The sequence below is a fragment of the Persicobacter diffluens genome, from assembly GCF_036244895.1.
GTDB classification, from domain to species: domain Bacteria; phylum Bacteroidota; class Bacteroidia; order Cytophagales; family Cyclobacteriaceae; genus Persicobacter; species Persicobacter diffluens.
Map to the genome: position 1 here is coordinate 2952296 of NZ_BQKE01000001.1, position 25215 is coordinate 2977510.

Genomic DNA, 25215 nt, shown 5'->3' on the forward strand with positions numbered 1-25215 from the left:
GCATCCGCCTGGCGGCAGTCGCTCTTTCCGGCCTTCAGTTCCACCGAATCCTTGCATGTCCGGCTGTCCGAAAGGAGCCCTACCACTGGCACCGCACTTCTTGTTAAACCCCGGCCTTTCTCAAATAAATATCACCGGAAACGGCTTTCAGCTGAATCAACTTTCCTCCCCCCTTATATTCCTGCGCTAATTTGAGCCCTACCCCTGATCCCTGCTTTTTCCGGAAATCAAAATCAGTATAAATTTCACCTTCAATCGTGGAGAACCGGAAAGCGCCCCCCCAATTTTCTGACCAGTCCACATCAATATATCCGCTGACTGTTTTAATATTCATCGCATTGGGAACTGCCCGTACTTCCACATTACCACTGATCGTTTTCAGACTCAGGGAATGCCCGGCAGGAACGTAAATTTTATACAAGGTCTTGAAATGAACCTGAGACGAGACAGTCGTATTATTTACCACCAGCTCCTCCCTCTTCAGTTTCTCGAAATCATAAACGGATTGAATATACAACTGCCCATCTTCAGACTCACCTGCTAGTTGATATACTTCCTCATAGGAGAAATCCGTATCAAATTCCATTTCCACCACCACCTTCAACTGCTTCGATTTCGAGGAAATCAACTCAATGTGCTCCGCAAATTTCAACTCAATAGCAACCGCTTCATCATCCGCCAATGTCCATTGCTTTTCCAAAGTATCCAGTGACGGATTTGTATCGAATATCCTCACCACCCACAATAAATAAAAGAATATTTGCATCATGACAAATTCACATAAATGAAAGGATCAGACTACTGCTTTACCTTCCTCAGGTAAATATCACTTTCCATTGATTGCAGATCCAGGGTGGCCCCGCCACCATTTATCGTTCCCCGAAAATTGTAAAGGTTAAAGAAGGCACTTACTCCGGCCTCTTTCACTTCCGTATCGATCTGAAAATCCGTATAAACCTCCCCATTAAAAGATCTTATCTTCAGGTTCACCGCAGACTGCTCCGGCATTAACACCTCCAAGGAGCCCGTGGTGCAGTGCAACAAATTGGCTTTATCCTTCATATCCCTAAAGGCGCAATAAATATCACCACTCACCGTTTTGGCAACTACCGGCCCCGAAATCTCCTCCAACTTCAGGGAGGCCGCCTTGGCATTTATCTCCAGATCACCTTGCAGCCCCTTCAGCGTGTAGGTCGTTTTATCCATATAATTTTTTTCCTGCACTTTCACCGCCACCTCCATCGGCACTTTCATGGTAATTTTAATTCTTCCCTGAATGGCCTTTTGCAAATAAAGCGTATTCCCCTCCTGCTTCATCGACAAGCCTACCCCTGTATTATCCTGTGACCGGCTCAGAGGCGTCAGGCCCTGAGCACGCTCCGGAATTTCCTTAAAATCGCCCTCCACCTTAATCAGCACCTCATTACCATTATAGCCCTCAATCATTAGATCGGACTGATCCAGATTCAATACCAATTGGTTTTCAGGTGAATTTTTCAAGGCTGCTTTAAACTCCTTTTCCGCTGCCATGACCATCGTGGACCACAGCATGACCATCAGCATTATTCCTGATTTCTTCATAATAATATATACCTTTTTATTAAATTATTTTATTAATACCTTCCGCCGCTTTTCGGTGAATAATCGAAGGGTGATCTTTATTCAGCATCAACTCCCGCATACGGGGCAAGGCGGACTTCACCTTCCAGTGGGCCAAAACCTCAATTAAAGCATACTGCACCGCTAAATCGGTCTCTTGCTCCAGGGCCGTAGCCAGCACCTGCTGCACCTCCTCCTGTCGTGCAAATGCTCCCAAAGCATAGACCGCATTCTGCCGGACATTGGGGTTTTGATCCTTAATCGCCGCATGAAGCAATGCCGGCACTACCTCCTCCTTTTCGCCCACCTGCGCCACCATATCAATAGCTTCAATGCGGTCACTGGCGGAGGATGCTTTCAATAGCGCCAAAATCAAATGCGTCTTCGTTTCCTTTACTTCAGAGGACAGTCGCTCAATTTTATTTTGAAATTCATCTTTAGAATCATCAAACATATGACCCGTTCGAAATCCCAGAACAAAAATCAGAAAAGAGGCCGCTATCGTTAAATACCTTTTCCAATGAGCCGACAACGAATAAACCTTAGGCTTTTGTTCTTCTACTTCAGCCTCCAATGCGGCATAAAAAGCCTCATCCAACTTTGCGGAGGGCGCAACTTCCCCCGGCGCTTCAAAAATGAGAAAAAGTGATTTATAACTTTCATAATGATCCTTAGCTGCTTTGGAGGCCTCCACATAAGTCTCCAACTCCTGCTGTTCCTGCAGACTCAAATCACCTTCCAGTGACCGGATCACCAGGCGTTCAAATTTTTCCTTTTCCATGGCGACTATTGATTTTCCAGTTGAAAATAAATTTCCCGTAAACGTATTATGGCCCGATGCACTTTTACCTTCACATTCGACAGGCTTAACTCCAGTATGCCGCCAACCTCGCTGTACTTCATTTTCATGATTTTGGCCATTACCACCAGCTCCTTATCCTGTTCACTTAACATCTCCAGGGCCTTACGTAATTGCGTTATGGACTCCAACTGCGCCAGCAGCTCATCTGCCGAAGGTTGACTCCCCTCCATTAACTCCTCCTCCAGAGGCAAATGAGGCCCTTTTTGTTCATTATAGTACTGCGACCGGAGGTTCCGGGCTATTCCAAATAGCCAGGGAGAAAAAGCATGGTCCGCATTATAAGTCGTTCGATACTTCAACACTCTTAAAAATACGTTTTGCGTCAAATCTTCACTTTCCTCCGGGTCCCTGATCGTATAATAAAAGTATTGGTATACCTTTCGCTTGTACCTTTCAAATAATATGGCGGTCTTCTGTACATCCCCCTGACTGATTTGCTGCATCAAATCTTCATCAGTCATATGGTTTTCGTTTCGGTTACACTATAGGCTATCAGTAGTTTTACAAAAGGTTACAAATCTTTTCCAAAAAAAATAATACTGCCCCTTCTAATTCCATTTCAATGGCCCTTTATTCGGCACAAAAAAAAGGTGTATCAATAAAAATAAACACCTTTACTTTTCACAAAAAAATCAGCTTGTGGGGGCCCTCGCATACGCTCGGCGGGCTAGCGGCAGTCGCTCTTTCCGGTGGGCAGTTCTCCAAGATCCCCTAAGTCCCCAGGCCGGAAAGGAGCTCCAACAACCGGCGCTGCCTCTGCCTTCATCCCTTCGCCGGGGGGCGGTGAACTGGTACCAATCACGCCAAGATCATTTATGCGGTGAATGGGGATTATGCTTCGCCGGCAGCGCTGGCGCTGCCGCATTGGAGGGAGCTCCTTAGGTAGAGATAAGCATCCCTTTCTAAGGGAGAAAAAATAATTCCCCATCCAATAATATCATTTCTTAGATAATGGTTTTGCCTGGTAGCCGGATTAGTTATGATGTGGAGACAAGGCATGCCTTGTCTGTACACATTTTGAGAGGAGGGGTGGTATCGTGTGGAATTTGGATCTTATTGCGGGAGGGAAAATATCGGAAGCCTTCAGATGTGTGGGCGGGCCAGGCCCAAGGATAGAGGCGGAGGCGAAGCCGGTTGTTGGAGCTCTTTATGGGCGAGCCAGGCATTTGGAAAATTCAATCCACATGGCCCGCCCATAAAAGCGACCGCCGAAAGCCTGGCCGAGCGGATGCGAGGGGGCCCCTGCAAATGATCCATTATACGGAAGTGTCGCGTCCCTTTTTATGAATTGGGACGTGCCAGATTGCGCCTGAAGGCTGATTTTTTGAATTCGGTGCGCAGTTCCCGAAGGCCTGCTATAGGTTAGGATTAATAAATTTTTTCTACCGGAGCCCTCCGGTGCTTACCTACCCAAAAAAATTATGAAGATGCAATGTTTACGTTTTTGCCTGTTGCTGCTAGGCAGCTGGATGCTGAGCGCTCCGCTCTCCATGGCACAGACCGACTTCCGGGAAGAGACGATTTACTTCCTGCTCACCACCCGCTTTTTTGACGGGGACCCGTCCAATAACCGACCGAATGAGTGGAGCTCCTACAATGAAGATCCGGAGGTAAATCCGGGGATTACAGATCCGCAGGATGTCACCTGGCGGGGAGATTTCAAAGGGCTGATTCAGAAGCTGGATTACATTCAGGACCTGGGCTTTACGGCCATCTGGATTACGCCGATCGTGCAGAACTGGAGTCCGCTGGATTATCATGGTTATCATGCCTATGATTTCACGAAGGTGGATCCGAGACTGGAATCTCCAGGCGCTACCTTTCAGGACCTGATCAATGCAGTACATGCCCGAGACATGAAAATTGTGCTGGATGTGGTGACCAACCATTCCGGACGGTTCGGAGTAAAGGGCCTGTCAGAGATTAAATACAATACGGACCCGACACAGCCCTGGGGACAGGACAGCAATGGCAATGTGCTGCAGCCCAACCCGAATTGGGAATACGACGGGATGACGCCCAACCCTGCGGACGGGAAAATCTGGAGCCGCGCCAATATCCCAACTATGCCGGCCCCTTATAATAATGACTTGTCTCAATTCAACTGGCCCTCGACCGAATCCTATGTAAACACCACGGATCCGGACTGGTACCACCACAGTGGCAATGGCTTTGCGCAGGGCTGGGATGATACGGAGAACTTATACAACCGTGCCCTAGCGGGAGACTGCCCGGACTTTAACACCAGTAGCCCGGTAGTCAGGGAATATTTGGTAAATGCTTACAAAACTTTCATTGAGATGGGGGTGGACGGTTTCCGCTGGGACACCATCAAGCATATGGACCGGGAGGATGTATTGTACTTCCTAGATGCCTTTAAAGCGATTAATCCGGATTTATTTGTCTTTGGAGAGGTGGCGCAGAAGCGGCATGAATTGCATAATGTGGAAGAGATCAACCCGCATTGGTATACCTGGCGGGGAGCGGTGAATAATTCCGCACCTTCCGGCATGGCGGTGATCGACTTTTATGCCCAGGCCTCTTTCCACGATCCTTTTGAATATGGTGGAAGCTTCTCCGGTGTGCAGGCTGCCGACCGCTATGATCACCTTTATGCCGATGCTTCCACCAACTTACTTTGGCTGGACAATCACGATTTCGGACCGAATAATGACTGGAACAAACGCTATGGGGGCACTGATGAAAATCTGGCAGCCTGCCTGAATTTCATGTTCACCTGGCGGGGCATTCCGATCGTGTATTACGGCACCGAGATGCGCTTTAAATCCGGTACCTTTGCTGACATCCATGACTCGGAAGGCATCAAGAAGTCCATCAATGAAACCGGCCGGGCATACTATGGCGACGTCATGGATCAGGCACCCGGCCATAAAATCTACCAGCATATTAAAAAGCTGAATGCCATGAGAAAGGCGGTACCGGCATTGCAAAAAGGAAGCTGGCGCTGGGATGGCAGCCAAAGCGGCAATGGCGTTGGCTTTGTGCGGGTACATGGCGACAGCGAAGTGGCGGTAGGTCTGGCCAAAGACGGTTCGGCCTCCTTCCATTTCAGCGGACTGACAGACGGCCTGTACCGGGATGCGGTAACCGGCAAAGAGTATATGGTTTCCGGTGGAAGCCTGAGCTGTACCGTTGCTTCCGGTTCTGCCGCAGTGTTTGTGCGCAATGGTCCGGGAATGATCGGGGCCAATGGTCCTGGATTCTTTGAGGCGGGAGAAGGCGGACCGGGCAAACCTTTTGTAAGTGCCAGCCCTTCCCCAGGTCGCTATGCTGATCCGGTATCCGTCAGCCTATCTGCCAGCCTGGGTGCCGGTGGCCCTTACCGCATTTATTATACAACCGATGGCAGTCTTCCTACTACCGGCAGCAACTCCTTCAGCAGTGCGATTCCGGTGAATGCTGACACGGACATCAAGGCCATCGCCATTGACGGGGAAGGACAGCAGTCTGAGGTGATGACCTTCAGCTACCGCATCGGGGAAATTCAGGGGCTGGAAGTTTATTTCAAAAAACCTTCCGACTGGAATCAGGTGAATGTCCATTACTGGGAAGAAAGCCCGGCCGGAACTTTACCTGCCAGCAACTGGCCCGGTCCGCTGATGACTGCCCTGCAGGATGACTGGTACCAGTATGTTTTCGAAGATACGGAGTCCGTAAATTTACTTTTCAGTGATAATTCCGCCAATAAAACCGCCGACCTGTTCCGTGATAAAACCGGCTGGTATAAAGAGGGGCAATGGTACGATAGCTGTCCGGATTGCAGCCCGGGACCCGTGGATCCTCCGGTACTTAGCCTTTCCGGCAGCGGAGCCACGGTAACCCTTTCCGCCACCAACGGAGGACAAATCTATTACACCACCGATGGCAACACGCCGACCAGTCAAAGTATGGCCTACACCGGAACAGTGCAGTTGAGCGGAAGCCCGGGCAACACCGTTACGCTGAAAGCCATTGCCATCAACAGCGCCGGCAATTCTGATATCGAAAGTTATAGCTACACCTTCCCGCAAAATGGCGATGGCATGACGGTATACTTCAAAGCAGATTGCAGTAATCCCGGTATTTATTTCTGGAGTCTGCAAGGAGGCAGTATGACCAGCAGCTGGCCCGGCGAAAGCATGAACCCTTCCGCCAAATACGAAGGCTGGTATGAATTTTATCTGGATGGAAGCTGTACGAATTTGATTCTGCTTTGCGGTGACAGTAAAATCACCGGAGATGAAATGAATATCTGCGGAAATGTATGGTATGATAACGGCTGGGTACCGGAGCCCGTGCCCATTGATGATACCTTTGCCCCGACAGTCAGCATCTCACCCGATGGCGGACAATTCAGTGGATCCGGAACTGTAACCATCACGGCCACCGACAATATGGACCCGAACCCCACCATTTACTACACCCTCAATGGCAGCGAGCCGGATACGGGATCTTCCAGTGCGCAAAACAGCATCAGCCTGAGCATTGAACAGAATACCACCGTCAAAGCCATGGCCGTGGACAATGCCGGAAATGCTTCTGCCATTTACAGCGCGGACTTTACAGTGACTACGCCGGAGGGCGGATTCACGGTTTATGTAAAGGATTACCCTATGATCCACCATTGGAATGCCAGTCCGGAAGGGAGCCTGGCGAATAGTAACTGGCCGGGTGAAAACATGTCCCAAAGCAACGGCTGGTATGCTTTCACCTTCCCGGAGAGTGTGAGCTCCACCCAACTGCTGTTCCATGATAACAATGGAAACCAAAGCGAGGACTTGAGCAGGGACCGTAACGGCTGGTACCAAAACGGCCAGTGGTATGATACCGAACCCGATGACACCACAGCCAACGGCCTGACCATACACCTGAAAACGGAATGGACCAGCCCGATGCTGCATTACTGGAATGCTTCTGACGGCTCTGCCTCCAACTGGCCCGGTGTCCCTATGAATGCCGAAGGCAACCAGTGGTTCAGTTATACCATTGCTGATATTACTTCCACCCAATTGCTTTTCCATGATGGCAATGGCAACCAGACCGCTGACTTAAATCGCAGTACAGAAGGCTGGTATTTTAACGGGCAATGGTATGACAGCAATCCGGAGGCGAATAACCGCATACTGGCGGTAGAACCGGCCGCCGCTGTTGACCTTTTCCCCACGCAGATACGACAATATTTCTATCTGCAGGTGAAAAGTAAGCAGGTGCAAACGCTTAGCGTGGAAATCCTTAGCCTGAACGGCGCAAGATTACTTCCTGCCCGGCAAATGCAACTCAAAGCCGGCACTAACCTCCTCAAGCTGGATCAGCTACAACTTCCAAAAGGATTGCAGCTGGTGAAAATACAGATGGGCAATGAGGTGATCCTGAAGAGAATCATCGGACTGTAAAACTTTATTAGTGTTAACCCGGATTATTTATGCTTAAATCCTCGTTTAGCTGCAAGGCGGAAAAAATGAAGGCATAGTGCTCTATTTCAAGTTTTTTCCAACGAAGCAGATGAATGAGGAGAAAGCAAGCTTGCCCAAATTTGGGCTATTATAAATCAAAGAAATTAAATAATAATAAACTGAAATTAAGATACTTGCACTTAGTTAATAAATTTATCGGTGAATAATTCGGGTTAAATTTTGATTGGCGTCACCTCGTGAGGGGTGGCGTTTTTTTTGGGGCCCTCGCATGCGCTCGGCGGGCTGGCGGCAGTCGCTCTTTCCGGCGGGCAGTTTTCCTGAAATCCACCAATGCCTGCCCGCCGCAAAGGAGCTCCAACAACCGGCTTCGCCGCTGCCTTCATCCCTTCGCCGGGGAGCGGTGAACTGGTACAAATCGCGCCAGGATCATTCATAAGGTGCACCGGGCTTATGCTTCGCCGGCAGCGCTGGCGCTGCCGCCTCCCTTTTCGTAATCCAGCGAAAAGGAGGCCGACCAGGCGTGCCTTGTCTCTACCGGAGGTCATCCAGGCGATCCACCGTAATCACGCGATAAGTATAAGCATTAATAGTAATCCGGATATTATACTGGGCATTGGACACATAAAAATTCTTCCCTTTCCTATGAAAATTTTCTTCCGGGCTGTCTTTTAGGATGGCATAGAGCTTTTCCTCGATCTCTGAATTTGAATCGGTGGTTCCAAGTTTTTTATTGATACGACCGTAGACTAAGGGCGTGTAACATATACCCTTGATAATCAAATGATTCGCAAATGTAATTACAGTCATTATTACTATACCGCTAATTTTACTTTACATACTTTTGAAATATAGCACAACCTGACATCACCAATAGCATCCCTATCCCAAAATCCAATAAGAGATTTGCAAGGGACCAATGATAGTTGAAATCAGGACAATCCACCAGCATCTCCTGATAGTAAACCAAGGGGAATCCGATTTTGAATTGAATTCTGTCAGGTCGAAAAAGAAAGCTATGCAATTGAGGAATAACCGTCATGAAAGAAATCGAAAAGAACAACATAAAGGAGGCGATCAAGCCTGACAAAAACTTCGCTAATATATTTTTCATAGAAGGGGACTAATCAGGAGCTAATACACAGGACTTTTTTGGTTGCACTAAATATCATGCGTTCTTATTTGATGCTTCAATGAATTCCAATTTAGGAAAATTTAAACGAGGACGAGATGGATAAAGGAATCATTTTACCGGAATCAGAGGTGGTTTAAAATTCCGGTGAATCGGTAGAGGCAAGACTTAGCTTGGCCAAAAGATAACTCCTCTGAGGTAAATGATATGCTAAAAAAATTACCCGATTGATAAGCACCATTATATCGAATAAACATTCCTCCCCGCATTTTAATACAAATACCACCTAATTTCTCGTACTCCATTCAGATATTATTTACCCCCATATTTACGAATTACCACCTCACCCCCCTATAAATCAAAGCTTAAATTCTGATCTATTTTTTAACCCAAAGTAACTAAAACGAAAAAACTTATCTTACTAATGACGCTAAGCCTTTGCTCGGGTCTGATTCATGCGCAAACGGCTAAAGTATGGCCCAAGAATGCAAAAGGTAATGGGGTAACCTATGGCGCTGATGTAAAACTAACATTGTTTAAGATTCAGGATGTGGATCAGATGAATGGAAAATTTGAAGCACTGGGAATGGATCTGGTACGCATTCCAATCATTGCACCCTGGGGATCGGGCGATAATCGATACGCCACCATAAAGGATTATGCCGACAATGCCCGAGGCCATCAATTGGATATTTTTGCGAGCATCGCCAATACCAATGGGGTGTTCAAATCAAATGGGGAATTGGATGATGCGCACAATGGCCATAAGTTTCCAAACTGGATGAAATGTACGGATGCAGGTGGTACCCTTAGTTGTACTAATGATGAAAACGGATACTATGGCGTAAAGCTTCCTAAATATAAATCTTACTTAAATATTGTGGTGCATGATAAGCTGGGCGGGGCAGATTACCTGGGCCCCTGGAATGAGGACGCCGCTGGTTTGAAGGACTATCAGCAACTGGATATTGGGATTCCAATGGTGGGCGCGGAATTGTGGTCTTTGGAAAAATCTGCGGCAAAAATGCTGGAGGTAAAATCGGCCATTTCCGTGGGTGGGGCACACAATTATGATGATGATAAGGCCGATGGATTATTGAACTCTTATCAGTGGTGGGCCGATTTTTATGAGGCTGGAGGCCGATGGTTTACGGAATCTACCCGGTTCAGCATCAGTACCGCCAATGGCATCGGGCAAATTCTACCTGCTATTGCAGAAGGCATGAGTAAGATTATTGTATACCAAACAGCACCAAGAATTTTATGGTATAATGGTGGAAAAAATACGGATCGCTATGATGCGCTTAAAACCCTTATTGATCATTCCAAAGATCTGGGAGCCGCCTGTGAAGTAGAAACCAATCATGGGGATTTCCCTATCGCCGCTTTTAAGGAGGGAAATGACTTGCTCTTACACCTTTGCAATTTAAGTGAAACCAGTCAGACGATGTTCATCAATCTTAAACAAAGCATGTTAGTCGATATGAATGGAGAGGAGGTCATCGCTTTCGGAGGCGGGGTGGATAATGTAAGTTATGGCAATAATGGCAAACAGATTAAGGTGAAGCTGGCCCCACAAACCTATGCGATGGTAAAGACGAAAAACCTGCGAGAAGAAAACCTTCGGGTATTGATTTCTAAGGAGGCCCAACGTTCAAGCTATATTGCTCCGAATCCAGTGATCGGTAAACAGCTATGTTTATTTGATGCGGAGGATATTAACCCGAATACCGACTTACAAATCATCAGCTTAACCGGTGTACGGCAACCTTTCAACATCTTGCAAGGAGAAGGAAACGCTATAAAATTAGACATCTCTTCTATCACACCTGGAGCTTATTTATTAATCCTACAAAAAGAGGGAAAAACCGTCAAACAGCGATTTTTAGTTCAATAAGATTGCGCATCATGCCGGGAAGCACGGTCTATAACAGATAAAGCGGAGCCGTTGAGAATTACTAAATGGATTTGATGACCTTGGCCCAGGGATAGAGGCGGAGGCGTAGCCGGTTGTTGGAGCTCTTTATGGGCGGGCAGGCATTTTGGAAAACTACCTCATTGCCCGCCCATAAAAGCGACCGCCGAAAGCCTGACCGAGCGGAAGCGAGGGGGGCTCCAAAAAAAATCCCGCAACCACATCGCCCACGGGATAATATTCTTGGTGATGCTGAACACCGCATCAGGTTCATTACAGCTTAGCGCTGAACCAATCTGCACCCTTTTCCACTGCCAGGCTCACTTCTTCCGGCTGATCATAGAAGTTAAACTGTTGCATGGGCGATTCCAGATCGGTATCTATCCAAACCAATTCTTTATCGGTCGCTTTGATGTCGTTGAAGAAATTTTTAGTGTATTGAGGCAAAACACAACCATCGGAATGAACCATCAACGTTGGCGCTTCCAATTTTGGTGCATAAGGCATCGGATCCAAGGTCAACCAATCCTCCCAGCTCATCACTGCGAATTTGTCATTACTCCATTCTTTCAACGCTCCACGTTCGGGATTTAAATAATAATCGAAAGAACCGTACATGGCAGCTGCAGGATTGGTAGTGGAAATGGTTTCGATATATTCCACAAATCCTTCTTTGGCAAAAACTTCTTTGGCCTTTCTTGCCGCGGTGACTTTCTCATTCACGCCTTCTTCACCTCCGTAGAATAATTTCACGGCCTCCGCATCGTGCAACCAGGAAGCGGCAGTCACCACTGCTTTAATTCGAGTATCCTCTGCGGCCGCCATCAAAGTATACATAGAACCCGCACAAACGGCAAAAGCACCGATCCGATCATTATCTACTTGCGGGAGCGTTTCCAGAAAGGATACCGCATTTTTGATATCCTGCACCTTCATCGTCGGATTCTCCCAAAAGCGTGGTTGGCCTTCGCTTTCTCCATAATTTCTGAAGTCAAAAGCCAAAGTGATAAAGCCTTTTTCCGCGAATTTCTCTGCATATAAAGCTGCCATTTGTTCCTTTACCGTTGTCCAGCTTCCGGATACAACAATGGTAGGATATGCTTTTCCTTCCTGATAATCTGCAGGGTAATACAGATTCCCCACTAAATTGAGTCCTTCGCTATTGAATTTTACCTTTTCCATTTTGGTTTCGTTTTGAGATTTAATTTGATCAATAAGTCCAAAGCCCTGAGCGGCCACTATGGGGTTAAAGATTTCTACATATTCTTCGATCAAGCCGGCTTCATTGAATTTGAAAGTGGCGTAATAGTCATTTTTATACCATCCGGCATCACCCTTCAATTTAATTCTACCCTCAAATTTCACCAGCACCATTGCCGGATCTTCCATGGCGAATTGTACTCGATGGGGAATTCCATCCCATCAAAATTGGGAAAAACAGGCTCCCAATAGGCTTTAATGGCCTCTTCCCCTACCGCACCCTCAGAGAATAAGCCTGAAGCATAGGGGTTATGATGGACCCCGTTTTCCGCAAATAGTTCGGCTACTGCCCCGGCATCTTCAGCTTCCAAGGCTTTAAAAAATTCTATTACCAATTGTTTATTTCGCGCTGCTATTTCCATTTTATTTTTGCTTTTTTCCCTGAGAATTTACGATTGAAGGAAGTCACTGATGCCAACACCACTGCTAATAACAGCAGCCCGGCGGAGGTTAATATTTTCATGCCTACTTCGCTTTTTCCATGGCTTTGACCGGTAGCCCGGTATTGCCATCCTGATATTTAAAATTGAACTTCATTTTGGTGATTTTCCAGGCACCCACCTGCTTATGAAGATCAAAATCATAGGTCCCGACCACCGTCCATACATTGCCGGCTTCATCAGTCAGAAAGTGTGTGGCGGTGCCATAACAAAAAACATGTGCATAGCCCCCCTCCACTGTGGTTAAGATATTACCCAACTGATGGTGTGTAAATTCAAATCCTGGAAGAACGGCCTTCCAGCTATCAGCAATTTCCTGCGGACTAAGTTTAGCAGCAGGGCTTCCACTCATACTCAAATAGTCCAATTCCACTTCTGGGGCGAAAAGCTGGTCTAGTGCCTCCCAATCCCTTTGATCCGTGGCAATGAAAAGTTGCACCACCGTATTGTTGACTGTTTCCATTTCCTGTGCCTTTAGTGTGAATGACATCAAACTCAAAAATAGAATCCCGATTATCCTCATAAGTGTCTGATTTGGTTAACATTCCAAAGGTCAGGAATCAGCAAGGAAAGGAGCTTAGGAAATCAAAGCAAAAAGTATGAATTTCAAAGGTTATCGATTTTTTCTGTAGCTCAGAGGTGTTCTTCCTGTATGTTTTTTGAAAAATGCACTGAAGTTGTTAGGAGCATCAAAATGAAGATTATAGGCGATTTCCTTTACACTGGCCGTGGTTTGCAGGAGTTCCGCTTTGGCCAATTTCAATACATGGAAGTGAATATGATGAATAGCAGTTTGCCCACTGATCGATTTCACGACCGCATTTAAATGGTTGGGGTGCACATTTAAAATCTCGGCATAATAGGATGGGGAATGCAAATTGGCGCCAGCTTCAAGGACAGCATCGGGGTAAAAGCTGGTTTTGATTAATTTTTGAAAACGGGCTAAAAGTTTAATATCCGCAGATCTGATTTTTTCATGAGCGCTTTCCGCATCAAATTTCTCATTGAACAAACGCTTCACCTGATTGAGCAACAGCAGGATATAAATCTCAATAAAATTAAACTTATCCTCCCCACTACTTTCGTATTCCTTCTGAATTTTCTCGTAAATGGGCAACAGATTATTCAGGTCTTCTTCCTGAATTTCAAAAGGGATGGATTCATCAATTTTCAGAAAAGGAAATTCATCCAGCAGCTTTTCAAAATGATGCGAGCCTGCGATAAAGTCCTGCGAAATCATCACATAATAACCCGACCAGTCCGGTACGATATCCCAGGAAAGAATCTGGAAGGGGGAGTTGAAAAAAATGGTAACGCCCTCCGGGAACTGATCATGATAACCGGTAATGGCTTTTCCCCCACCATCCGCCTTTAAGGCGATGGAGTAGAATTCATGTCGAAAAGGCTTCATTTGGGGAATAACCTTTCCCATATTATCTTCAAAACTGCGAATGTCAAAATGCGGGTGAAGCGGAGCAGACAGGCCTATCGCCTCACAATATTCGGTTATGGTTTTGAAGTGTTGCAAATCCGGGTCTTTTTCTTGAATGTTATAACGATTCTATTCTTAAAACTAAATTAAGAAAGATGGCGCTATTTGGGAAGGTAGTTTAGCCATAAAAAACCACATTCAAAACAATACAAAAAAGCATTAGTAGAAGCGATGTAAACTTTGATTGAAAGTACCTCTGACAAATCACTTTCTACCACTTATGATATTGAAAAATCACTAATTAACGGTTGGAATACAATTCAATCCTCATCGACATCAATGAAAACTACCCTTCCTCCAATTACTCGCTTAATTTTCAACAGACTCGAATCGCGCTAATCCGAAAACGGCAAAATCCTTTTGGCTTTTCTGTTTATAGACCACTCTTAAACGTCCCAAATCCATCCCATTATCTGATAACATCTCATATCTGATGACCTCCTCTCTTTGAATTTCCAACACTTTATATTTCCCAAAAGCGTTCAATAGGATAAGATTCAAGGAATTATCTGTGGGCTTTATTCCGACCACATAGGACAACTTCAGTCCAGAGAGGCTTACCAAGGTGGAGATTATATAAGCTTCCATTGAATAAGTGGCGTCCAGAAAGCGTTGGGAAAATAAATAGAACAGTCCTGTCAATAAAATGGGTAGGAAAAAGCACCTTTTCCAGAAATAGATCAGGAATTGCTTTTTGATGTTAGGCGTCATAAGCATTCAATGATTAGTGCAAATGATATTTTATAAGTTATCATATTCACCAAAAAAATAAAATTTACTATCCCAATAATTCCCTAATAATAAGGACCATAAACAAAAAAAGAGTGGCTAAAACACATCACCACTCTTTTTTAAATGCATTCTATCCGTATGCTTAAATATCGTTTTCCACGATGAGGTCAGCCTTCTCTTGGAGCTGATTGACCCTTTTGACATTATCATCCACCACTTTTTCAATCATGATCTGTCGAGGATCAACCGCTGCCTTTAAAGGCTGCTCATCCAATATCAAACGAACTTCGTTCTTTCCTTCCTTCACTTTTACCCGCTTCCTGAACGCCAACTCCTTTTGCGCCTCATCGGAAAAAACGCCTACATCAATCCAATCCTGCATTGGAACTTCCTGCTCATTACCCAAAGAATCCGCCTTGATCTTTTTGGCGGTGAATGTTAAATCCAGTTGGTATTGATCGTTTCCAAAAGGCCGGGCCTCTGCAGTTTCCATCCGAAAATCATAAAGGGTAATTTCTTTTAACAGATCCGTTACTAAATACCGCAAAGAGTCCGGCGTATAATTTTCTAAATGTCTCAAAAAGTCCAATGAAGTCGGATATGGTGGAGCAGCATAACGGTACTCTTCCAGGAAGTCTCTCAAAGCTCCATTCACTTTATCTTCACCCAAATAATCCTGAAGGGCATACAATACCACTGAGCCTTTACGGTAATGCAAATACCCCTGGTTCTCCACCTTATACAATGGCAATTCCTTTTCTCTTTCCATGGATCTTCCACCAAGGTAACGATCCATATTGTATTTGAGGAATTCCTTCATTTCCATATCTGTGGAAGCTTGCTTCATCACCATCAATGCAGAGTATTCCGCAAAGCTTTCGGTAAGCATGGTTACTCCCTGCATAGGGGCAGAAACGAGCTGATGTGCCCACCATTGATGCGCCATTTCATGCGCGACCACTTTATTTACAAAATTATTCTCACCTTCCTCTTTCAAATCGATGATGAATCCCATGGACTCCGAATAGGGCATCGTTCCGGGGTAGGCCTGAGCATAATCTCCAAAGCGAGGAAATTCTATAATTCGAGCTTGTTTATGGGTATAAGGCCCAAAATGAGTACTGTAATAATCTAAAGAATTCTGAACAGCATCAATCATGCGATCCACATTCTCAGGATGCTCTTCATTGTAGTAAATTTCAATATCAATACCGTTCCATTTTTTACTTCGTACCGCATAGTCTGCTGAGATGAAAGCATTAAAGCGCTGAGAAGGATGATCTACCTTATAATGGTAATGATTTCGGCCATCCCTTTCTTCCTTAGCAATCAAACTTCCGGCAGCTATCGGAATCTGATCCGCCGAAGTAGAAATGAAGGTTTCCATCGGAATCCAATCGGACTGTCCGTAGGTGAGGTAATTCTTATTCCGCGTTTCGATATCATTTTGATCCAAAACCGCTGCTCGAAGTCGCTTCGGAAGTCCTTTCTCTTTGCGACTATGGCGATCCTGCAATTCCAGTTGCGCATCATATCCAATGGTAGGCATGAACTGGAAGTTCATAATAAAGGTACCATTTTTCAATATCCCGCCATTCGACACATTATTCTCAAATCCCTTGGCCGCATAAGATGTATTAATTTGAATTGTCATGCTATCTCCTGGCGCCATCGGTTCCTTCAATGTATAAATACAGAAACCATTCTCATCCATATAAGCTAATGCTGAATTAGGAATGTTGAATGTAGGGTGATAGGATTTATCGAAAGAAAATATCAGACTATCCAAAGGTGTTTCATGTGCATTATAAATGGTCCAGTCTACCTTGGCTTTCATTGCTCTTTCTTCTGGAAATAAATCTACATGATAAACAACATCTGAAATCTTGGGCTGAGGAAAACCGCGGTATTTGCTATATTCTTTTTCATAATTCACTGCCAATTCCTCCAACTCCTCACCGGTTTTATAGGGGTTTAAAATTTGTGTATTATAATAGATCCATCCACCAACAAAAACCCAAATCACGAACAAAGAAGCGCCACCCATCATTACCCTAGCCGATAATTGTTTACTGGCAAAAATTATCCTCTGCTTAAATGTCTGCCCTACTTTATCCTGAAAAAATAAAGACGCTTTCCAAAGGATGATACCGGAAAGCAATAACCAAAATGCCGAAAACCAAATATTGGCCTCCAATGAAGGGCCAAAACCACTCAAGTCAGAATACTTGACATAAGGCACTTCGCCAATACTCAACATCTTACTTTCCACCTTCAAAATAGCCCGTAGGATATCGGTACAAAAATAAAGCATCACCGTAATGAAATAAGCAAAATACTTATTACTCATCATTACTTGAATAAAAATCGCAACTACTAGCCAGATCACATTTGAAGCCAGCATATTGAAAATCAAGCTACCAAAATAAACGGAGGGCTTGATCAGGTAATAGCCGGAAATCAACTGGTAAGCCATGCCCATCAACACTAAAGTCGTTGCCAGCAAAACATACATCCCTAAAACAGCGGAAACCTTGGCCAGTAGATTGACAAAATTCAATTTGGGGCTCGCTCCCATTACTTCATTGAGCTTCGCGTCACGGTCCTTCCAAATTAATTCCCCGGAGTAAAAAATGGAAAATACAATTAACATTAATCCCATAGAATTATGAACCAAATCTACCATTTTATAGGTCACGGGAAAACTCTGCAATCCATAGTATTCAAAGCCCTGTAAAAGATCGGCAACAAAAAGGGAAAGGCTGAACAAAAGCATCACCTTAAATAAGGTACTCTTCATCAAACTTTTAAAATCCATTTTAAAAGTACTGATAAATTGCGAAATGGAATATCCTTTAGAAAAATCCTGATGAACAGTCGGCATGACCATACCTGTTGCTGTTGGAGCGATTTCCTCCTTCGGCTTCTTGATGGACTTCTTTCCGCTTGCTACCATTTTAAAACTGAAGAAATAGTAGCTCACCAAAAGCACCAAAACACTAACGCCTGCCCACAAAAAGCGATTCAATACTAACCACTTTTCCAGTGGCACCCCAATGGCGTTCTTATCCGCTGGGGTAAAATATCGGGTAGCATGGAAATAGGATCTCACCCCTAAAATATCGAATAAAGACGCCAGATTTTGATTCTCCAAATCAGACATTAAGGTACCAGCGACCAGATAAGCCACTAAAATCACAATAATTCCAATAAAGGAATACATGGTATTTTTGAACCGATGTGCGAGCGCATACACCACGGCGCCGGCCATCAGCATATTCGGAACTGCAAAAATCAAAAAGCCAGAAGTAAAGGCAGCCCATGGCACCGGACCCAAGCGGTCTACATCTGTCCAACCAACTGCCGGCCCCATAAACGTTCCGATGATCACCCCAAGGTAAATCCCCAATATGGGAATGACCGACAAGCCCCAAGCGGCAAAAAATCGCCCCCAATAGTAGGCACCGCGATGGATGGGCTTGGAAAATAAAATTTCATGAAAGCCATTATTATAATCCCTTAAGGCGGCATTATTGAAAAAAGCCGCCGCTACTACCAATGCAAAAACACTGAGTACAAGGGTAAAAATCACCACTGTAGAAGGACTATTACGGAATACATTCCCAATACCTCCTCCAATCATCACCTTATCACTCATCACAGCAGTAGCACTCAATAAAGCAAAAAGAAAGAAGAAGATATATATCATCGGTCGCTTTACTGCCGACCGAAACTCTTGTTTAAAAAAAGTATAAAACATGATCTATTCGACTTTATAATGCGACATCCTGTTCTAATAATTCAGCAAAAAAGGCGTCTTCCAAAGAAGCTGGAATCGCCTCAAAGCCTGCTCCAGGATTTACCTCGGACAGCACATGCACCAAGGGCTTCCCGGCCACCATTTTATGAGAAATCAATTGATATTGAGATTCGTAAGCCTCCAACTCCTTCCGGTCTATTTGTTTCTGCCAAACCTGACCCTCCCATTTACCCAAAGCCTCCTCCGGCGCACCATCAAAAACGATCCTCCCCTTATTCATAATGGCCATTTTGGTGCATAATTCTCGGACATCCTCCACAATATGAGTCGATAAAATCACAATAACTTCCTCTCCCACATCCGCCAATAAATTATGGAATCGGTTTCGTTCTCCGGGGTCCAGGCCGGCGGTGGGTTCATCGACAATCAACAGTTTCGGCGCGCCAATCAATGCCTGGGCAATCCCGACTCTCTGTTTCATTCCACCGGAAAATCCCTTTACATACTTATCCTTATGCTCATATAAATTAACCTTATTCAAAAGATAGTCTACCAACTCCTTTCGTTCCTTTTTATGGCCAATCCCCTTGAAAACCGCAATATGCATTAACAACTCCTGAGCAGTAACACGCGGATAAACCCCGAACTCCTGAGGTAAATACCCTAGCACCTGCTTCAATTTCTGCGGTTGTTCGAAAATGTTGATATCATCCAGCTTTGCACTGCCGGAATCGGCATCCTGAAGCGTTGCCAGGGTACGCATTAGAGACGATTTCCCGGCTCCATTTGGCCCCAACAGGCCAAACATTCCATTTTCAATTTCTAAAGTTACATTGTCCAAGGCTTTTACTCCGTTAGGATAAACCTTGGTGAGATTTTCAATTTGTAATTTCGGCATAAGTATTAAAGGTTAAGTCCATAGCAGGCCAATTAGTACTTGCTACAACATATATATAATTATAAATGTAAAAAATAGGACTTAACAGCAGATCAATTAGTACACTAACGGTAAGCTCCTAGTGACTAACGGTCTTCTTAACCCCAATTATTTACCGCGAGATTTCGTTGTCCAATCTCAACAACTTATTATCAGCTCTTTACGGTTGTATTTTCTGAATCTTTAAAAACCTAAAATTGGGTAAAGGGGCTCTTTCCCCAATCATATGCATCATTTCAAAAAACTCGAAATAGGAACCTATTCCTTCACTTTTCCGCTATGCAGCTAAAGGAGAATCGAAGCAAGAGTAATTCGGCTTAACACACTCAAAGCATTCTGAAAAAAAGAACAAATTGAAAATACCTATGAATTTTCCCAGAAATACACGCCTAATAATTCTTATGTCCAGCAAATATTGAGCAATATCTAAAAGGATGCTTATTTTTGAATATTCATTAGGCATTAGAACTCCTTCCAATCATTCCTACATTGTAGGGTATAGATTTCTCTTTTAATAATCATGGCAAAAAGAACCATTTACGGCAAAACCCCTTGGGGGAAACAATGGCTTCAATCTCTTGAAGCAGTAGACTTTAGTAACCGACTTCCTCGAGGAAGGTCCTATGCTGGCCGTGGCATGGTAAAAGATATTCAAATTAATGGAAGGAAAATCCTGGCGAAGGTAGCTGGTTCTCGCCCGCGACCGTACAAAGTCGATATCGAAATCCCGCAAATTAGCCCAACGGTGGCACAGCAAATCGATGATAAAATTAGGGAGGAAAAACTATGGCAGGTGGCTTTGGCCAATCAACAGTTTGCGCCAGAATTTTTGGAATGGCTGGATACTATTAAAGGTGTTTTTCCTAAAAAATGGGATGACTGGAAGATGAATTGCAGTTGCCCGGACTGGGCAGTACCCTGCAAGCATTTGGCTTCTGTGATTTATGAATTATCCCAAGAAATAGATCGCAATCCATTATTACTATTTTCATTGATTGGCTATGAAACTCCGATCCAAATTAATGAGACGGATGATCAATACCATCATCAATGGACGGACTTTTGTCAGGAAGAAGAAAATACCATTGACCCACCTATAGCGTTTAAACTGCATGAGATCAAAACCGATGGAATTGGTCTGATCGATATGCTGGCCAGCACCCCTCCTTTTTATCACAAGGATTTCAAGAAAGAGTTAGTCACCTTTTATAAATCTGTCAAAAAAATCCGCTTTACAGAAAAGGATGGCGAGGAAGAAAAGTCGGAATTATTCCAGGAGTTTAGGAAAACGGGAAATATCTCGCTGGAACTATCTGAACGGGCTGAACTTTCCGCTGTAGCCTATCAAATTGAGGACACCCATATCCTCATCAATGCAGATGGCCAAGCGTTTATTGCTTTTTTGGACGAAATACATCCGGCTGATTTACCCGCATTTCATCCCAAAATTCAATGGCTTCAGAAAGCCTATATGCTGGCCAAACATTTGGTGCAACTGCAATTGATCCGCCCGGCACTTTGGCAACAGAAGGGTGCATATTCAATACTTTGGGGCCCGATGCGAAGTGAGCCAACTGTCGAAGCTGTCCTTGAGGCCCTGACTCATGAATTACCCGCAGGGCTTATTGATCTGGAGCCGAAAAAACATCCACAACTTACCGCCAAGGGGAAACTTCATGCCTTAATGTGCTTCTTGGTGGAAGCGCTCATTCAGCCGGCCTTGGAACAGGCTCCGGATACCGAAGACATTGATCATTTATTCTTTCGAAAATCATCCTTTTCCTTTGACCGACTGGAGCACCAGTCGATACCGGAGGCAATTGCACTTTGGCTCAGACCCTGGGAGGGCCTAAAGAAAACAGAGCATTACCTGCTTCAAATTGAAGACAAGATGAACTGGCTGGAAATCCGCCTGAAAATCGCCCCCTTAAATCATCTAGAACTAGCTCAGCCACTCATTGAGGCTTTAAAGCTGGATTTGCCGATAAAGGTTTTACAAAATCTGGAATGGCTGCACCGTCGATGGGCTCCACTGGCTAAATTGTGGAAAGCCCCCTCCATTCAATTCGAAAATGATCCATTGGCGCTTCAGCAATTGTTGCTCGAAATCCTGCCTGAACTGGAACGTCTCGGGATGGAATTACAACTGGATAAATCCCTTAGAACCATCATCCGCCCACAACTTTCCATGCGTGTAGACAGTTCTTCCACGCGAATTCAATCCTTCTTCTCCATGGATGATTTGTTCTCCTTTAACTGGCAGATGGCATTAGGAGAGCAGTTAGTGGATCCGGAGGAATTTTTCCGACAGACCGAAAATATGCAGGGCATTGTCCGCCTTAAAGATCAGTATGTATTCATTCAGAGTAATGAAATAGAAAAGATTAAAAAGCGACTGGAAAAAATCAAAGCCCCTAAGCCTGTGGAGCTTTTACAAATTGCCCTGAGCGGAAAATTTGAAGGAACGACCGTCGAACGAACGGAGAATCTGATAACGCTTATCGAAAATTTGAAAGCCCAGCAATCTTTGGACACGCCAGCACTTTTATTAGCCGAATTGCGCCCCTACCAGCTGGATGGTTATCATTGGTTATATAAAAATGCCAAACTTGGAATGGGCAGTATTTTGGCTGATGATATGGGATTGGGTAAAACTTTGCAAGCTATCACCTTCTTATTAAAATTAAAAGAAGAGCAAAATCTACATCACAAACAACCTGCATTAATTGTACTCCCCACCGGGCTCTTAAGTAACTGGGCGCACGAATTACAGCGTTTTGCACCCTCCCTGAATTTTAGAATTTTCCATGGACAGGATGCCATTGAGGGTGACTTTGACCTATTGCTCACCAGTTATGGTATGCTTAGGAATAAGACGCCGCTCTTCAAAAAAATTAAATGGCAGGTGATGATCATTGATGAGGCCCAGGCGATCAAAAATAGTAATACCGCGCAAAGTAAGGCCGTCAGAAGTATTTCCGCCAAAATAAAAATTGCCCTGAGTGGAACCCCGGTAGAAAACAGCCTAAGCGAATACTGGTCTATTATGGATTTTGCCAACAAAGGCTACCTCGGCGGGCTCACTGCTTTTAAAAAGAACTTCGTAAAGCCCATTGAGCTTAAGCAGGATCAGGATCAACTGGCTATTTTCCGGGAAATATCGGCACCCTTTATCAAAAGGAGACTTAAGACAGACAAAAGCATCATCTCTGACCTACCGGATAAAATAGAGGAAAATAGATATGTTAATCTAAGTCCCGAACAAAGCAGCTTATACGAGGCGGTTTTAGCCGAAAATATGGAAAAAGTCCGAAGCCTCTCGGGTATTGAAAGAAAAGGAATGGTATTGAATATGATTACCGCCTTGAAACAAATCTGTAACCACCCTGCGCAATACACCAAAAGTGGATCAAAAGAGAGCAATCTTTCCGGTAAAGCAGAAGTGCTGTTGCCCCTGGTTCAGGAAGTAATTCAGCGAGGTGAAAAGATCATCATTTTCACGCAATACCGTACTGCCGGGGAATTGATGCAACATTGGATTTCTGAACACCTTGGTCTGGACGCCAACTTCCTGCATGGTGGTTGTAGCCGAAAGGAGCGGGACCATATGGTGGATCAATTTCAGCAAAACCCGGATCACAAAATATTATTGCTCTCTCTGAAGGCTGCCGGCACCGGCTTAAATTTAGTGGCCGCCTCTCATGTCATTCACTTTGACCTTTGGTGGAATCCGGCGGTAGAATCTCAGGCGACCGACCGTGCCTTCCGTATCGGTCAAAAGCAAAATGTGATGGTTCATCGCTTTATTGCCACCGGAACTTTTGAGGAAAAAATCAATGAGATGATCAATTCGAAAAAGGATCTTGCTGATAAAGTGATGGAAGGAAATGCGCAGAAATGGCTTGGAGAAATGTCTGATCAGGAATTGGATGATTTCTTCAAACTCAATAAAAACCTTGCGGTCTGAATTATTATCAGGAGTAGCTTCCCACTACTCCTGATACTGACTCCTTCATAGCTTACTATTAACCCGGATTATTCATGCTTTAATCCTCGTTTAGCTGCTAGGCGGGAAAAATGAAGGAATAGTTTCTTATTTCAAGTTTTTCCAACGAAGCAGATGAATGAGGAGAAAGCAAGCATACCCAAATTTGAGCTATTGATAATTCGATAAAATTAACAATAACAATCTGATAACTAGGTTTTTATATCGACCAACTAAATCTAGCGGTAAATAATTCGGGTTAACGCTTTACGAGAGCGCCCTTACAAATTCACTATACTCCAAAATAAATCCTATCTCAAACGTATTTTTTGCGTTTACCCAACATTACTTACACCAAAAATACCTGAACACCATACATTTTTTCATAGTTAAAAACTTAATATAGTGCCAAATAACACCCGCTAAATAGATCTATTCCCAGAAAAATTACCAGGGTAAATCTTCGAAAGGCCACTCTTCCCCCTCCTCTTCTTCTGCACTCATAAATGCCTCAAATAGATCAAAAGGATTTGACCTCAGTCTAACCTCTTCATTTAGTATTTCACAATGCTCCAACAAGGCCTTTCTGGTCTTCATCCTACTCACTTCAATCGCACACTCGGCTACAGCTTCCATATACTCCACCTTCATGTCCTTAATTTCTTTTTTTCCGGAGCGAAGACTTTCTAAAATGATTGATGAAATAGACTCATATCGAGGGTGATGACACATAGAATGAAGCTTTTGCTTTAATTCCTCAATCTGCTCTTTCAGCACCTGATTATAAGCCTTTAATTGTTTATCCGTCAAATTTTCTAAATGGTCATTTTCGGCCATCAACCATTTCATTTCCAACCGCAGCAAAGAGGGTAAATCTTTGGTTTTATAGGCCTCGGTCACTTCTTTCATCAACTCCTCTTTTTCTAATCTATCAGCTTCTGAACTGGCCGTATCCGGATGAAGCATTTTGGCCAAAGCGTGATAAATGGATTTAAGGGACCGTAACTTCTCTTTTTCTTCCTGCTGCGCCTCTAATTCCTTTTCAAGTTGACGCTTGGTTTTCTTTTTCGTCTTTTTCTTTGATCCTTCCTCCTGGATACGCCCCTCTATTTGAGCTTTAATTTTGGCTTCCATTTCAGCCATTTTTTCCGGTGATTCCATATCTTCCTTAGTCATCCCGGAAAAATCCATATCCACCCCAAACATATCAGACATCATCTGCTCCATTTCTCCAAGCATATCCTGTGTTTGCATCTCCATTTCCTCTTCAAAAGTATGGGGGCTATGTCGGTTAAAAATGGCGATCAGCTCCTCATCCGGATCCTCCAGACTAGAAAAAATGACATCCAAACTGAATAAAGTAGCCTCATTAACCGTCTGCTTTTGTCCCTTATTATACTTAAAAGATTGATAAATTTTATCCATCTTTTTTACCAACAAAATCTGCTGTTGGGTCAGCTCCTGTTTATGAGCATATACCTCCTTTTGATAAAGGGCTAACAACTGTTCGAGTCGGTCCTCCTCCTTTCCTATTTTCTTATGCAAATTCTCGATTTGCTTCGTAAACCGATTAAATGCCCTTTGCTCCTTTGATAGCGTTTCTTTGCTTTTGTTTACTTGAAGAGGTATTATTTTAGACATAACTATTTATTATTCAAATGATTAAAAGTCAGAAAAGCTGACTCACCGG

The 25215-nt window shown here is 44.2% G+C and carries 17 protein-coding genes; 3 read left to right on the forward strand and 14 right to left on the reverse strand.

Annotated features, from left to right (window positions below):
* Positions 1 to 103: 103 nt before the first annotated feature.
* From AAA970_RS11925 to AAA970_RS11940, 4 genes are read right to left on the reverse strand one after another with little or no spacing between them, the layout of a single operon-like run.
* Entirely contained in the window at positions 104 to 769 is a 666-nt protein-coding gene (locus tag AAA970_RS11925) for a DUF4097 family beta strand repeat-containing protein (protein ID WP_338237293.1), read from the reverse strand.
* Between the two features lie 29 nt (positions 770 to 798).
* Positions 799 to 1581, reverse strand: a complete 783-nt coding sequence (locus AAA970_RS11930) for a DUF4097 family beta strand repeat-containing protein (RefSeq protein ID WP_338237294.1) — start codon at positions 1579 to 1581, stop codon at positions 799 to 801.
* Positions 1582 to 1600: 19 nt separating this feature from the next.
* The gene (locus AAA970_RS11935) at positions 1601 to 2380 is read right to left on the reverse strand and encodes a HEAT repeat domain-containing protein (protein ID WP_338237295.1); all 780 of its coding nucleotides are present in this window, start codon (positions 2378 to 2380) and stop codon (positions 1601 to 1603) included.
* Between the two features lie 5 nt (positions 2381 to 2385).
* The gene (locus AAA970_RS11940) at positions 2386 to 2922 is read right to left on the reverse strand and encodes an RNA polymerase sigma factor (protein WP_338237296.1); all 537 of its coding nucleotides are present in this window, start codon (positions 2920 to 2922) and stop codon (positions 2386 to 2388) included.
* A 960-nt stretch (positions 2923 to 3882) separates the two neighbouring features.
* Here AAA970_RS11940 and AAA970_RS11945 point away from each other — a divergent pair.
* Positions 3883 to 7854: a starch-binding protein gene (locus tag AAA970_RS11945; RefSeq protein ID WP_338237297.1), complete on the forward strand. Its 3972-nt coding sequence runs from the start codon at positions 3883 to 3885 to the stop codon at positions 7852 to 7854.
* Between the two features lie 552 nt (positions 7855 to 8406).
* On the opposite strand, the gene AAA970_RS11950 is transcribed toward AAA970_RS11945, so the two are convergent.
* Positions 8407 to 8682, reverse strand: a complete 276-nt coding sequence (locus tag AAA970_RS11950; RefSeq protein WP_338237298.1) for a DUF3781 domain-containing protein — start codon at positions 8680 to 8682, stop codon at positions 8407 to 8409.
* A gap of 19 nt (positions 8683 to 8701) precedes the next feature.
* Positions 8702 to 8986 carry a hypothetical protein gene (locus tag AAA970_RS11955; RefSeq protein ID WP_338237299.1) on the reverse strand — a complete coding sequence of 95 codons (285 nt, stop codon included), beginning with the start codon at positions 8984 to 8986 and terminating at the stop codon, positions 8702 to 8704.
* Positions 8987 to 9428: 442 nt separating this feature from the next.
* Here AAA970_RS11955 and AAA970_RS11960 point away from each other — a divergent pair, with 442 nt between their 5' ends.
* Positions 9429 to 10901 (forward strand): T9SS type A sorting domain-containing protein, encoded by a 1473-nt coding sequence (locus AAA970_RS11960; RefSeq protein ID WP_338237300.1) that lies wholly within the window; start codon positions 9429 to 9431, stop codon positions 10899 to 10901.
* A gap of 291 nt (positions 10902 to 11192) precedes the next feature.
* On the opposite strand, the gene AAA970_RS11965 is transcribed toward AAA970_RS11960, so the two are convergent.
* The 7 genes from AAA970_RS11965 to AAA970_RS11995 form a co-directional block, all read right to left on the reverse strand.
* Entirely contained in the window at positions 11193 to 12308 is a 1116-nt protein-coding gene (locus tag AAA970_RS11965) for an alpha/beta hydrolase (RefSeq protein ID WP_338237301.1), read from the reverse strand.
* Positions 12281 to 12541: a nuclear transport factor 2 family protein gene (locus AAA970_RS11970; protein ID WP_338237302.1), complete on the reverse strand. Its 261-nt coding sequence runs from the start codon at positions 12539 to 12541 to the stop codon at positions 12281 to 12283. The genes AAA970_RS11965 and AAA970_RS11970 overlap by 28 nt, the downstream gene beginning before the upstream one ends.
* A gap of 103 nt (positions 12542 to 12644) precedes the next feature.
* A complete protein-coding gene (locus tag AAA970_RS11975; protein WP_338237303.1) occupies positions 12645 to 13109 on the reverse strand; it encodes a nuclear transport factor 2 family protein in 465 nt (154 codons plus the stop codon).
* Positions 13110 to 13232: 123 nt separating this feature from the next.
* Complete coding sequence (locus tag AAA970_RS11980; protein ID WP_338237304.1) at positions 13233 to 14147, reverse strand: AraC family transcriptional regulator; 915 nt, start codon at positions 14145 to 14147, stop codon at positions 13233 to 13235.
* A gap of 273 nt (positions 14148 to 14420) precedes the next feature.
* Entirely contained in the window at positions 14421 to 14822 is a 402-nt protein-coding gene (locus AAA970_RS11985) for a hypothetical protein (protein WP_338237305.1), read from the reverse strand.
* A gap of 163 nt (positions 14823 to 14985) precedes the next feature.
* Positions 14986 to 18603 carry an ABC transporter permease/M1 family aminopeptidase gene (locus tag AAA970_RS11990; RefSeq protein ID WP_338237306.1) on the reverse strand — a complete coding sequence of 1206 codons (3618 nt, stop codon included), beginning with the start codon at positions 18601 to 18603 and terminating at the stop codon, positions 14986 to 14988.
* A gap of 13 nt (positions 18604 to 18616) precedes the next feature.
* Entirely contained in the window at positions 18617 to 19501 is an 885-nt protein-coding gene (locus AAA970_RS11995; protein WP_338237307.1) for an ABC transporter ATP-binding protein, read from the reverse strand.
* A 559-nt stretch (positions 19502 to 20060) separates the two neighbouring features.
* On the opposite strand from AAA970_RS11995, the gene AAA970_RS12000 reads away from it, so the two are divergent.
* Entirely contained in the window at positions 20061 to 23507 is a 3447-nt protein-coding gene (locus AAA970_RS12000) for an SNF2-related protein (RefSeq protein WP_338237308.1), read from the forward strand.
* Between the two features lie 465 nt (positions 23508 to 23972).
* Here AAA970_RS12000 and AAA970_RS12005 read toward each other — a convergent pair whose 3' ends face one another.
* On the reverse strand, positions 23973 to 25166 hold the full coding sequence (locus AAA970_RS12005) for a J domain-containing protein (protein ID WP_338237310.1): 1194 nt from the start codon (positions 25164 to 25166) through the stop codon (positions 23973 to 23975).
* Positions 25167 to 25215 lie beyond the last annotated feature (49 nt).

Coding starts and splice junctions, on each gene's coding strand:
- AAA970_RS11925 (WP_338237293.1), bottom strand. CDS start 769: ATGATGCAAATATTCTTTTATTTATTGTGGGTGGTGAGGATATTCGAT.
- AAA970_RS11930 (WP_338237294.1), bottom strand. CDS start 1,581: ATGAAGAAATCAGGAATAATGCTGATGGTCATGCTGTGGTCCACGATG.
- AAA970_RS11935 (WP_338237295.1), bottom strand. CDS start 2,380: ATGGAAAAGGAAAAATTTGAACGCCTGGTGATCCGGTCACTGGAAGGT.
- AAA970_RS11940 (WP_338237296.1), bottom strand. CDS start 2,922: ATGACTGATGAAGATTTGATGCAGCAAATCAGTCAGGGGGATGTACAG.
- AAA970_RS11945 (WP_338237297.1), top strand. CDS start 3,883: ATGAAGATGCAATGTTTACGTTTTTGCCTGTTGCTGCTAGGCAGCTGG.
- AAA970_RS11950 (WP_338237298.1), bottom strand. CDS start 8,682: ATGACTGTAATTACATTTGCGAATCATTTGATTATCAAGGGTATATGT.
- AAA970_RS11955 (WP_338237299.1), bottom strand. CDS start 8,986: ATGAAAAATATATTAGCGAAGTTTTTGTCAGGCTTGATCGCCTCCTTT.
- AAA970_RS11960 (WP_338237300.1), top strand. CDS start 9,429: ATGACGCTAAGCCTTTGCTCGGGTCTGATTCATGCGCAAACGGCTAAA.
- AAA970_RS11965 (WP_338237301.1), bottom strand. CDS start 12,308: ATGGAAGATCCGGCAATGGTGCTGGTGAAATTTGAGGGTAGAATTAAA.
- AAA970_RS11970 (WP_338237302.1), bottom strand. CDS start 12,541: ATGGAAATAGCAGCGCGAAATAAACAATTGGTAATAGAATTTTTTAAA.
- AAA970_RS11975 (WP_338237303.1), bottom strand. CDS start 13,109: ATGTCATTCACACTAAAGGCACAGGAAATGGAAACAGTCAACAATACG.
- AAA970_RS11985 (WP_338237305.1), bottom strand. CDS start 14,822: ATGACGCCTAACATCAAAAAGCAATTCCTGATCTATTTCTGGAAAAGG.
- AAA970_RS11990 (WP_338237306.1), bottom strand. CDS start 18,603: ATGTTTTATACTTTTTTTAAACAAGAGTTTCGGTCGGCAGTAAAGCGA.
- AAA970_RS11995 (WP_338237307.1), bottom strand. CDS start 19,501: ATGCCGAAATTACAAATTGAAAATCTCACCAAGGTTTATCCTAACGGA.
- AAA970_RS12000 (WP_338237308.1), top strand. CDS start 20,061: ATGGCAAAAAGAACCATTTACGGCAAAACCCCTTGGGGGAAACAATGG.
- AAA970_RS12005 (WP_338237310.1), bottom strand. CDS start 25,166: ATGTCTAAAATAATACCTCTTCAAGTAAACAAAAGCAAAGAAACGCTA.